Genomic DNA, 12,239 nt, shown 5'->3' on the forward strand with positions numbered 1-12,239 from the left:
GTGATCCGGGTTGGTGAAAAAATATCATCTATCATCATAGAACACGCTCGAGGGTAGGAGCCTTTGGAAACAAAAGAGATGAAGATCAATATGGGACCCCAGCACCCCAGTACGCATGGGGTCTTGAGGCTGGTGCTCGACGTGGACGGGGAAAGGGTCGTCAAGGCCGAGCCCAAGGTCGGCTATCTGCACCGCGGTATTGAGAAGCTCGGTGAGAACGGATCTTTCCAGCAGGTGATCACCCATATTGACCGCCTGGACTATATCTCGGCCATCACCAATGAGTTCGCCTACTGCCGGACTGTGGAGAAACTGCTCGGGATCACCATTCCTGAACGCGCGGAATATATCCGGACCATTGTGGCCGAGATGCAGAGGCTCTCGTCCCATCTCCTTTGGCTGGCCACCCACGCCCTGGATATCGGGGCCATGACCGTCTTCCTCTATACCTTCCGTGAAAGAGAGACCATCCTCGACCTGTTTGAGGAACTGACCGGCGCGAGGCTGAACAACAACTATATGCGGATCGGCGGGGTCAGCCGTGATCTCTCTTCGTTTTTTATCGAAACCCTGTACAAGTTCTGCGATGAATTTCCCGGCCGGATCAAGGAATACGACACCCTGATTCGGGAGAACCGGATATGGATCGGACGGACCAAGGGCGTGGCCGCGATCTCGGCCGAAGAGGCGGTGAATTACGGGCTCTCCGGGCCTTCGCTCCGAGGCTCCGGGGTCAACTGGGATATTCGGAAGGCCGAGCCTTACGGCGCCTATGACAAGGTCGACTGGGTCGTCCCCCTCGGAGAGAACGGGGACGTCTATGACCGGTATTGGATCCGGGTCGAGGAGATGCATCAGAGCGCTAACATCATCCGTCAATGCCTGGACCGGATCCCAAGCGGTCCGATCCTGGTGGATGACCCCAAGATCGTTCCCCCCTCCAAGGAGAAAATAAACGCTGAGATCGAATCCCTGATCCATCATTTCAAGTTGATGACCGAGGGGTTTAAGGCGCCGGAGGGGGAGGTCTACTGCGCCACTGAGGTCCCCAAAGGAGAACTGGGTTTTTATATCGTGAGTGACGGGTCATCCAGGCCATACCGCATGAAGATCCGGGCCCCTTCCTTTGTCAATCTGGGGGCATTCAACCGTCTGGTCAGCGGTGGGTTCATCGCCGACGTCATTGCCGTGATCGGGACCATTGATATCGTGCTGGGGGAATGCGACCGATAACACGGGCAAGGGAATTTCAAATCTCAAATTTCAAATTTGAGATATAGAAAACAGAAAACAGGAATGGGAAACGAAGCATTGGTGAACACGGCCTTCTCGGAAGAAACCCTCAAGCGGATTGAAGAGGTCATGACGCGCTATCCCACGCGGCAGGCCGCGGCGCTGCCGGTTCTCTACCTCGCGCAAAAGGAATTCGGCTACATCAACGAAGAGGCGCTTTCCGCCGCGGCCCTCGCCCTTCACATTTCCAGGGCCGAGGTCTACGGCCTGGCCACCTACTACTCCATGTTCAGCACCGGGCCGATGGGCCGGAACGTGATCCACCTCTGCGACAACCTGGCCTGCACCCTGCTCGGCGCCGAGTCTCTCCGATCCTATCTTGAGAGGAAGCTTGGGATCAAGATGGGGGAGACCACGCCGGACGGCCGGTTCACCTTGAAAAATGCAGAGTGCCTGGGCGCCTGCGGGCAGGCCCCGGTCATGCTGGTAAATGACGATTTTTATGAGGCCTTAACAGAAAGCACGATTGACGAGGTGCTGGAGAAATACCTATAAATGGAAACCATCCTTTTGAACCGCATACACCTCGAAAACTCCCGTTCCATCTCCGTCTATATGGCGCATGAAGGCTATGAGGCGCTGAAAAAGGCCCTGTCCATGCCTCCCGCAGAGGTCGTCAATGAGGTCAAGCGCGCAAATCTCCGGGGACGGGGCGGAGCGGGGTTTCCCGCGGCCATGAAATGGGGATTCGCGGCTGCGGACCCGAAGAAACCCAAATACCTTCTGTGCAATGCCGACGAAGGGGAGCCCGGTACCTGTAAGGACCGGCAGATTATGGAAGGGGACCCGCATGAACTGATCGAGGGGATGATCATCGCCGGGTATGCCTTCGGCGCCGAATACGGCTATATCTACCTCCGGGCCGAGTATCCCCGGCTGGGGGGGATCCTCGATCAGGCGATCTCCGAGGCAGAGGAAAAAGGTTTCCTGGGAAAAGACATCTGTCATTCAGGGTTTAATTTTACGATCCGGGTCCACCGCGGGGCCGGGGCCTACATCTGCGGGGAGGAGACCGCCCTGATCGAGTCCCTGGAAGGGAAGCGCGGCCAGTCCCGCATCAAACCCCCCTTCCCGGTCAATGTGGGCGCCTTCGGGCTCCCCACGGTAATCAACAATGTGGAAACCCTGGCCAATGTTCCCCACATCATACTCAAAGGGGGGGACTGGTTCGCCGGTATCGGCCCGGCCAAATGTCCGGGAACAAGAATCATCTCTCTTTCCGGTCATGTGAACCGTCCGGGGTATTACGAACTCCCCATGGGCGTAAGCTTCCGTGAGGTGATTTATGAACACGGCGGCGGCATCCGGGACGGAAAGGAGCTCAAGGCCTTCATCCCCGGGGGGGCGTCCTCGCCCTGCCTGACCCCCAATCATCTCAACGTGGGCATGGATTACGACTCCGTATCCGCGGCCGGGAGCATGCTCGGCTCTTCCGCGCTCATGGTCATGGACCAGGATACCTGCATGGTCAAAGTGGCCGGACGTCTGATGAGGTTTTTTGTCCATGAATCCTGCGGGAGATGCACCCCGTGCCGTGAAGGAACCGACTGGCTCCTCAGTATCCTGGACCGGATCGAGGCCGGAGGGGGCAAGGAAGGAGACATCGAACTCCTGCGCGACATCTGCGACAACATCGCAGGAAAGACCTTCTGCCCCCTGGGGGAGGGAGCGCTCGGACCTGTGCGGGGCACGCTGAAGTATTTTGAGGAAGAGTACCGGGAGCATATCCGGATCAAGGGATGCACTTTGAAGATTTAAGATTTGAAATTTGAAATTGGAAATTGGAAATTGGAAATTGGAAATTTGAGATTGGGAATCCATTCTTATGATCAAGATCAGAATGAATGATCGTGAATTTGAAGTCGAGCCGGGACTCACGGTGATCCAGGCTGCGGACCGTGTGGGGATCTATATCCCGAGGTTTTGTTATCTGGAGAAACTCTCCCCCCTGGGCGGATGCAGGATGTGCCTGATCTCCCTGAAAGGGATCGGAAAACTCCAGACGGCCTGTACCACGCCCGTCCGAGAAGATATGGTGGTGATCACCGAGTCCGAGGAGATCCGCAAGGCCAGGAGAGCCATGCTGGAGTTCCAACTGCTCAATCACCCGCTCGACTGCTTCTACTGCGACAAGGCCACGGAGTGCGACCTTCAGAATCTGACCTATGAGTTCGGGGACATCCGGCGCCGGCATGATTTTCCGAGGCGAAAGGGGATCATCCTCTATGAAAACCCCCTGATCGAGAGGAATCTTGAGCGCTGCGTGCATTGTGAGCGCTGTATCCGGGCCTGCAAGGAGATCCAGGGGGCGCATGCCCTGAGCGCCACACGCCGAGGCAGGCGGACCGAGGTCCGCGAAGTCCCCGGAGGAGGGGAGTGCGAGCACTGCGGTCATTGCATTGACGTCTGCCCGGTCGGCGCCAACCTGGACCGCCTTTTTACCTACGGCGGCCGTCCCGCCCAGATGGAAAAGGGCAAGACGATATGCGCCTACTGCGGATGCGGATGCACCCTGACCATGAATACACGGGGGGGAAAGATCATGCGGGTACGGGGAGGCACAGATGAGGGCGTGAACCGGGGGAGCCTCTGCGCCAGAGGGCGGTTTGGATGGGGCATGGTGCATCACCCGGACCGGCTCACCCGACCGAGGATCAAGAAGCAGGGGAAACTCGTGGAGGTGGACTGGGATGAGGCCCTTCTCTTTACGGCCACCCGCCTGCAGAAGATCATCAAGGAAAAGGGCGGCGCTGCGGTGGGAGGCCTGGGGTCAGCCCGAGCCTCGGACGAAGCCAACTACCTGTTCCAGCGTTTCATGAGGCGAGTGATCGGAAGCAACCATATCGACAGCAGCGCCAGGCTGCATTACACGGCCGGGTTGATCGGACGTCTGAGTCTGAAAACAGAGGCGCGCGAGGCCGCTCTGGAAGACGTGCGAAATGCCTCAAAGGTATTGATCATCGGCGCAGATCCTGTAGAGACCAACCCGATCCTTGGCTTAGCTGTCAAAAAGATGCTATGGAAGGGCGGGATCGCGGTGCTTGCAGACCCGAGGATCACACGAACGGGCAGGATCGCAACCCGCCACATCCGGATACGCCCCGGCGCCGAGGTCCCCCTGATCCTCGGGCTCGGCCTTGAGATCCTGAAAGAACCCTCGCTTTTTAGGTTCAGCAGGGAAGAGGTCATGAGAATCTGCGGTATCCTCTCCCCGGAGATGGATGAGATCCTCTCCGTCCTGACCGGTCCTGAAACGCAGAAGAGCGTGGTCCTGATGGGCCGGGGGGTGCTGCAGGCCCCCTTCGGGGCAACCGCCGTTTCCGTGCTCCTCCGGGCCGCCGCCAAGGCCGGAGCGTCTTACCTCTTTACCATGGACCACAACAATGAACGGGGGAGCTGTGAGATGGGGGCGCTGCCCGACCGCCTTCCCGGCCTGGTTCCGCTTTCGGAGAGAGAGCGGTTTGAAAAGGTCTGGGGGGACCGGATACCGGCTGAGCCCGGTCTTTCCGCTTATGACATGCTCCATGCCGCCAAAGAGGGGACCCTGAACGCCCTGTACATCATGGGAGAGAACCCCATGTTTGATTTCCCGGATACGAAATTCGTGGAGGAGGGCTTAAACTCTCTTCAGTTCCTTGTGGTGCAGGATCTTTTCATGACCCGTACGGCCTCCATGGCCGATGTGGTCCTGCCGGCCGCAAGCTTTGCTGAAAAATCCGGAACGTTCACCAATCTCGAAGGGAGTGTCCAGTCCTTTGCTCCGCTGATCTCTCCCCCAGGGGACGCCATGCCGGACAGCCGGATCATCGTGGAGCTTTCACGAAAGATGGGCAAGGGGTTTCCCTTCAAGAGCCTCTCGGAGGTCCGGGATGAGATCCATGCCCTGGTTCCGGTCCAGGGCTGGAAAAGGAAGATCCCGGTGGATGGAATGGATCTCCCCTATCCCGGCGCTGATGTGAAGTGGGGGCCGGCGGATGATCCCGAATTTCCTTTTCTTCTGCTTGTGAACTCTTCCCTGTACCGGAACGGCTCCATGTCCAACCTGGCCGCGGGACTCGTACGCGGCCAGGACAAGGCCGGTGTCTTCCTGAATCCGCTGGACGCAGAGGAGCTCAAGATCGAGGAAGGGGACAAGATCATCCTGACTTCCCGCCATGGGGAGATTCACGCCGAGGCCGGCCTATGCCATTCGCTCTCCAGGGGGACGATTCAGATGCCTGAAGGGTTTGTGAATGCCGGCCCCAAGGGTCTCCTTTCCCATGATCTGGACCCGGTAACCAGGACCCCCATGGGCCGTTATGTGCAGGCTAAGATAAGGAAGCTATGAGATGGGATCCGATCTCGTAAAGATGGTCAAGTTTCTCTGGGGATACAGCATCCTTCAGATTGTGATCGTCATGGGGTTTACCCTCATTATGGTTCCTTTCTTGACGTGGGTTGAACGGAAGGTCATCGGGCATATGCAGGTCCGTCTGGGACCCATGCGCGTGGGGTTCCACGGTATCCTGCAGGGAATCGCCGACGGGTTGAAACTCCTGCTCAAGGAGAACATCGTCCCTTCGGGCGCGGACCGGCCGATTTTCATGCTGGCGCCGATCCTATCCCTGGTCCCGGCCCTGATCGCCTTTTGTGTCATCCCCTTTGACACGTGGTTTTATATCACCGACATCAATATCGCGGTGCTCTATATCCTGGCCGTATCGTCCGTGGGGACTTACGGGATCATCCTGGCGGGGTGGTCTTCCAACAGCAAGTATGCCCTCCTGGGAGCGCTCCGCTCCGCGGCCCAGGTGATCAGTTACGAACTCGCCATCGGTATGGCCCTGGTCGGCCCGCTCATGCTCGCGGGGACGTTCAGCTTGGTCGGGATCACCGAGGCCCAGTCAAGACACTGGTTCCTTGTCCCGCAGATCACGGCCTTCTTCATCTATTATGTGGCTATGCTCGCCGAGACCAACCGCTCCCCCTTTGATCTCCCGGAGGCCGAGACCGAACTGGTGGCCGGGTTCCACGTGGAGTACAGCGGCATGCGGTTCGCCTATTTTTTCATTGCGGAATATGCCAATATGATGCTCGTCTCCTCCATGGCCACGGTGGTCTTTCTCGGAGGCTGGAATCCTCCTTTCCAGGACTGGGAGGCCATGCATGTCCTGAAGGTTATTCCCGGGGTCTTCTGGTTCTTCGGGAAGATGATGATGCTCCTTTTTAGCTTTATCTGGGTGAGGTCCACGTTCCCCCGTTTCAGGTATGACCAACTCATGAGACTGGGGTGGAAATTCCTGATCCCGCTGGCCCTCGCGAACATCGTTGTCACCGGGATCGTGCTTGCAATTACCGGGTAGTTACTGTATAAAATGGGAGGCTTGACTTGTCCGGAAGGTTGAAAAGATTTATCCGAACCATTACCTTGATCGATCTCTTGAAGGGATTGGCCCTGACCGGAAGCGTCTGGGTGAGAAGCATCATCACCCCCAGCCGGGTCCTGGTCACTCGGCCTTATCCGGAGGTGAAACGCCCGGCGTTTCCTGCGTTCAAAGGACACCATGCCCTGCTTCGAGGCGAGGACGGGGCCATCCGATGTGTGGGATGCGGAATCTGCGCCGGCGTCTGCCCGGCCAAGGCCATCAGTGTCTACACCGAGGAAGGGGATCATCACGAGAAGGTCGTGACCGGCTACGAGATCAATGCCTTCCGGTGCATCTATTGCGGTCTCTGTCAGGAGGCCTGCCCCAAAGACGCCATCGTCCTGACTCGGCTCTACGAGATGGCCGACTATGACGACCGGGGCCTCTATATATGGAAGATGGACAGGCTGCTCAAGGTCGGGGACAAGAAACCGCTGTTCCGAGACCAGATCGATCTTTAAGTGGTCCTGTTCGTAAATATGGTGACGTACCGAGAGGGTCGTAGGGCGGTCTCATCCCCGCGCGCGACTGAGGCGTACCCCTCTGGTACGCCGCAAGGAGCGGAACGCCGATGAGACCGCCATACGGCACTCGAATGCCACCGTATTTACGAATAGGGCCACTAAGGGGGATGGGATGTTCGCCTCGCTCTTTTTTGATTATCTCTTTGTTATGATCCTAACATCGGCTGTGCTGATGATCACCCGGAAGCATATCGTGCACGCCGTGCTCTACATGCTGCTGATGTTCTTCCATATTGCCGGGCTCTATATCCTGCTGGAAGCGGAATTCCTGGCCGCGGTCCAGCTCATCGTTTATGCCGGGGCCATTCTGGTCCTCTATCTCTTTGTGATCATGCTGGTCAACATCAGGAAGCTTGAAACACTCAGGGAGCAGCTTTTCGGCCATCTCCCCTTTGCCTTGGTGAGTGCGGGCCTCCTCTGCGCCGGCGTGGTCGGCATCCTGATGCAGGAGACCGTGCTCAAAGAGCCTTCTTCCTCGGTTCAGGCAGCAACTCAAATGAGCAATCCGGAGCTTCTGGGGCAGGCGCTCTATACCCAGTATCTTTTCCCATTCGAAGCGGCGTCCTTGATCCTTCTGGTTGCCCTGGTGGGAGCGGTCCTGATCGCGAGCAGGAAGATATAGAGCTTATTTTATAAACAGCGACAGAAGTCGTAATCAGTTTGTCATTGTCCGGTCCCCCGATCGGGGTCGGAGGACAGGCCCGACCGGACAATCCAGTATTTTCTGGATTCCCCGATCAAGTCGGGGAATGACATTGTTGATTTATGACGTTCTGTATAGAAGGTATGAACATGACGATCACATTGGAACACTACATTCTCCTGGGGACACTCCTCTTTCTGATCGGAGTGGCCGGTTTCCTGATCCGGAGAAATATCTTTCTGATGTTCATGTCCATCGAGTTGATGATGAACGGCGTCAATATCTGTTTTGTCTCCTTTGCCCGGTATTACCATGATATGGCCGGCCAGGTCTTTGTCCTGTTCGTCATGACCGTGGCCGCAGCCGAGGCCGCCGTGGGGCTGGCCATCATCCTGCTGCTCTACCGGAATCGTGAGACCCTGAATGCGGACGAATTTCATCTGATGAAGCATTAGTGAAAGTACGTGAAAGAGAAGGATACAAGATTCAAGGATGAAGAACAAAGGGGCCAAGGGGCCAAGGGGCCCAGGGTTCCAGGGGTCGAGTGAAAGGAAGAAAACAAAAGGCTCTGGGGACCCAAGGGTTTGTAAGGTGGTTATTGGTATTTAGGTATTTCACTTGAACCCTTGACCCCTAGACCCCTCGAATCCTTTTTAGAGGTTTTTGGAGGAGGAACGCTTGGAACACGCGCCGACCTGGTTGCATATATTGATTCCATTACTTCCACTGCTTGCGTTTGTGGTGAACGGCCTCTTCGGCAAGTGGCTGAAGACCCGCGCAGCCGCCGTCTCCATCGGCGCCGTGGCGGGGTCCTGCGTCCTCTCCCTCATCACCCTGGGCCGGGTCCTTTCCGGTGAGACCTTCTACGGCACGGTCTATGAATGGATCTCCTCGGGCGATTTCAGGGCGAGCATCGGGTTCAACATCGACCCCCTCACCGCAGCGATGATCGCCATGGTCACCTTGGTGGCCTCATTGATCCACATCTATTCCATCGGCTACATGCACGGGGACAAAGGGTTTGCGCGGTTCTTCGCCTACCTCTCCCTCTTCACCTTCTCCATGCTCATCCTGGTTATGGCCGACAATTTTCTGCTCCTCTATGTGGGCTGGGAGGCGGTCGGGCTCTGTTCCTATCTGCTCATCGGGTTCTGGTATGAAAAGAAGTCGGCCTCGGACGCAGGAAAAAAGGCCTTTGTGGTGAATCGGATCGGCGACTTCGGGTTCGGCCTCGGGATCATGCTGATCTTTTACACCTTCAGGACCCTGGACTATCACGAGGTCTTCGGCGCGGTCCAGACCATCGTCGGTCAGACCCTCTCCATCCCCCTCTATGTCACGACCATCCAGGCGGACCTTACGACCGTGATCTGCCTGCTCCTCTTTGTCGGGGCCGTTGGAAAGTCCGCGCAGTTCCCGCTCCACGTCTGGCTCCCGGACGCCATGGAAGGCCCTACGCCGGTCTCGGCCCTGATCCATGCCGCGACCATGGTCACGGCCGGGGTTTACATGGTGGCGCGGGCCAACCCGCTCTTTTCCGAATCTTCAACGGCGCTGATGGTGGTGGGATGCGTGGGCGGGTTCACCGCCTTTTTCGCTGCGACCATCGGCCTCGCCCAGAATGATATCAAACGGGTCCTGGCCTACTCCACGGTCAGCCAGCTCGGCTACATGTTCCTGGCCCTGGGGATCGGCGCCTATACGGCCGCGATCTTTCATCTTCTGACCCACGCCTTTTTCAAGGCCCTCCTCTTCCTCGGTTCCGGTTCGGTGATCCACGCCATGTCCGGGGAGCAGGATATGCGCAAGATGGGCGGGCTCAGGGACAAAATTCCCTGGACCTATGGGACCTTCGTCGTAGCCGCGCTGGCCATATCCGGGATCCCGCCGCTTGCCGGTTTCTTCAGCAAGGATGAGATCCTCTGGCAGGCCTACTCCCACGGCACGAACTACGGTGCGGTTCTTTACCTGCTCGGCGCCTCCGCCGCTCTGATGACCGCCTTTTACATGTTCCGCCTGGTCTTTATGACCTTCCACGGGAAGTCCCGTGTGGAGACCAAGGCCGCGCGTCACCTCCATGAATCCCCCTGGAGCATGGTGGGGCCTCTGGTGGCGCTCGCCGTCTTTTCCGCCATCGCAGGGTTTGCCGGTCTGCCCGAGGCGTGGGGCGGGGGCAACTGGATCCACCACTTCCTGGGCCCTGTATTCGGGCACGGCCATGAAGCCGCCGGGGGCGCCACCCATCTTGAACGCATGATGGCAGGGGTCTCTGTGGTCATCGCCCTGGCCGGGATCGGGCTGGCCGCGTTTATGTATCTCGTGAGCCCCTGGCTTCCCGGGAAACTGGCATCAGGCCTGGGCGGCCTCTACAGGGCCGTTCTGAACAAGTGGTACATGGATGAGATCTATGATTTTCTTTTTGTGAATCCCGGCAAACGCTTTGCGACCTTTCTGTGGGAGTTCGTGGACGCCTGGGTGATCGACGGAATCGTGAACGGGACGGCCGGGACGTCCAACTTTTTCGGGGAGCGGATCCGCAAGTTCCATACCGGCCACGTGGAAAACTATGCCTTGTTCATGGTGACCGGCGTGGTGATCATCCTGGGATTCTATCTCTTTGCATAATGAAAGAAAAGATTCAGCCACGAATTGACACGAATTGGCACCGATGAAGACAAAGACAATAAAACACCAGGATACATATTTATGATATTCGTAATATTCGTGCCCATTCGTGGCTGATTATTGTATGGAGCATCAATGACGGAACATATCCTCAGCCTGATCACGTTCTTTCCTCTCTTCGGCGTGCTGCTGATTCTCCTCACGCCAAAGCGCAGCGCAGAGGCGATCCGCCGGGAGGCCTTCCTGACCTCCGTGATCACCTTTGGACTTTCACTCTATCCGGTCATCCGCTTCGACCGGGGCACCTACCTCATGCAGTTTACGGAATCAGTCCCATGGATTCCTACATGGGGGATCCATTACTCGGTGGGTGTGGACGGGATCAGCCTCCTCTTGGTTTTTCTGACCACCCTGCTCAGCATGGTCGCCGTGCTTTCCTCATGGACCGCCGTCACTCTGCGCGTCAAGGGGTATATGATCGCCCTCCTGGTCCTCGAAACGGCCATGCTGGGGGTCTTTGTCTCCACCGACCTCTTTCTTTTCTATGTCTTCTGGGAGCTGGAGTTGATCCCCATGTTCCTGCTGATCGGCATCTGGGGCGGGGGCCGCAAGCTCTATGCGGCGATCAAGTTCTTCCTTTACACCCTGTCCGGGTCGGTCCTCATGCTGATTGCGATCCTTACCCTCTATATCCACAGTGGGGACCCGCAGAGTTTTGATATTCAGGCCATCACGCAGGCGGCATCCGGCTTCAGCCCGAAGATGCAGTTCTGGGTCTTCTGGGCGCTGTTCCTCGGGTTTGCCTTCAAGGTTCCCATGTTCCCCTTCCACACCTGGCTTCCGGACGCCCACGTGGAGGCGCCCACGGCCGGTTCCGTGATCCTGGCCGGTGTCCTCCTGAAGATGGGGACCTACGGGTTTCTCCGGTTCGCCATTCCCATGTGCCCGGAGATGGCGCTCAGACCGGAGACTGTGAAGATCATGATGATCCTCGCCTCCACGGCCATCATCTACGGGGCGCTGGTCGCCATGATGCAGAGGGACATGAAAAAGCTGGTCGCCTATTCTTCGGTCTCGCACATGGGATATGTGATGCTCGGGATTTTTGCCTATAATCTTCAGGGCGTATCCGGCGGGATCCTGCAGATGTTCAACCACGGGATCGTTACCGGCGCCCTGTTCCTGATCGTGGGTCTGATCTATGAGCGGCGGCACACCCGCATGATCGCCGATTTCGGGGGGATCGCCCGGGTCATGCCCATTTATGCGGCACTGTTTTCGATCTTCACCCTGGCCTCCATCGGGCTCCCCGGGACCAACGGATTCATCGGCGAGTTTCTGATCCTGGTCGGGGCCTTTACGTCCCATTACCGGATCGCGGCCGTGGTGGGGGCCTTCGGCATCATCCTGGGGGCGGCGTATATGCTCTGGCTCTATCAGCGGGTGATCTTCAACCCCATGGTCATCAAGGAGAACGAGAAGCTCACCGACCTCAGCCTCCGGGAGGTCGTGACGCTTCTGCCTCTTCTGGTCCTGGTTTTCTGGATCGGTTTTTATCCGGACCCGTTTTTAAATATGCTCAATGCCTCGGTGCAGCACCTGATCGAGCCGTTGCAGGCCTTTCAGGCAGCGACGGGGCCGTAATAAGAAGGGGCCGAGGGGTCAAGGGGTCAAGGGGTCGAGGGTCCGAGTGAAAAGCGGAGAGAAATAGAGTATCCAAGGGGCCAAGGATTAAAGGGGCCGAGGGAA

Annotated in this window: 10 protein-coding genes; all 10 read left to right on the forward strand. The window is 57.6% G+C overall.

Translation table 11 applies throughout. The features are described 5' to 3' along the window. The first annotated feature begins 78 nt into the window (after positions 1-78). The 10 genes from AUK29_08650 (at position 79) to AUK29_08695 (ending at position 12,134) form a co-directional block, all read left to right on the forward strand. Positions 79-1,233, forward strand: a complete 1,155-nt coding sequence (locus AUK29_08650) for an NADH dehydrogenase (protein OIP62341.1) — start codon at positions 79-81, stop codon at positions 1,231-1,233. 81 nt (positions 1,234-1,314) lie between these two features. Next, the gene (locus AUK29_08655) at positions 1,315-1,788 is read left to right on the forward strand and encodes a hypothetical protein (GenBank protein ID OIP62342.1); all 474 of its coding nucleotides are present in this window, start codon (positions 1,315-1,317) and stop codon (positions 1,786-1,788) included. Continuing rightward, complete coding sequence (locus tag AUK29_08660; GenBank protein ID OIP62336.1) at positions 1,789-3,051, forward strand: NADH oxidoreductase (quinone) subunit F; 1,263 nt, start codon at positions 1,789-1,791, stop codon at positions 3,049-3,051. 67 nt (positions 3,052-3,118) lie between these two features. Further along, complete coding sequence (locus AUK29_08665; GenBank protein ID OIP62337.1) at positions 3,119-5,620, forward strand: hypothetical protein; 2,502 nt, start codon at positions 3,119-3,121, stop codon at positions 5,618-5,620. A 22-nt stretch (positions 5,621-5,642) separates the two neighbouring features. Further along, positions 5,643-6,635, forward strand: a complete 993-nt coding sequence (locus tag AUK29_08670) for an NADH-quinone oxidoreductase subunit H (protein OIP62343.1) — start codon at positions 5,643-5,645, stop codon at positions 6,633-6,635. A gap of 26 nt (positions 6,636-6,661) precedes the next feature. After that, the gene (locus AUK29_08675) at positions 6,662-7,159 is read left to right on the forward strand and encodes a hypothetical protein (protein OIP62338.1); all 498 of its coding nucleotides are present in this window, start codon (positions 6,662-6,664) and stop codon (positions 7,157-7,159) included. Positions 7,160-7,334: 175 nt separating this feature from the next. Continuing rightward, positions 7,335-7,844, forward strand: a complete 510-nt coding sequence (locus AUK29_08680; GenBank protein ID OIP62339.1) for a hypothetical protein — start codon at positions 7,335-7,337, stop codon at positions 7,842-7,844. Between the two features lie 170 nt (positions 7,845-8,014). Further along, the gene (locus AUK29_08685) at positions 8,015-8,320 is read left to right on the forward strand and encodes an NADH-quinone oxidoreductase subunit K (protein ID OIP62344.1); all 306 of its coding nucleotides are present in this window, start codon (positions 8,015-8,017) and stop codon (positions 8,318-8,320) included. A gap of 244 nt (positions 8,321-8,564) precedes the next feature. After that, positions 8,565-10,490 (forward strand): NADH-quinone oxidoreductase subunit L, encoded by a 1,926-nt coding sequence (locus AUK29_08690; GenBank protein ID OIP62345.1) that lies wholly within the window; start codon positions 8,565-8,567, stop codon positions 10,488-10,490. 135 nt (positions 10,491-10,625) lie between these two features. Beyond that, the gene (locus tag AUK29_08695; protein OIP62340.1) at positions 10,626-12,134 is read left to right on the forward strand and encodes a hypothetical protein; all 1,509 of its coding nucleotides are present in this window, start codon (positions 10,626-10,628) and stop codon (positions 12,132-12,134) included. The last annotated feature ends 105 nt before the right edge of the window (positions 12,135-12,239 follow it).

The organism is Nitrospirae bacterium CG2_30_53_67, from assembly GCA_001873285.1.
GTDB lineage: Bacteria > CG2-30-53-67 > CG2-30-53-67 > CG2-30-53-67 > CG2-30-53-67 > CG2-30-53-67.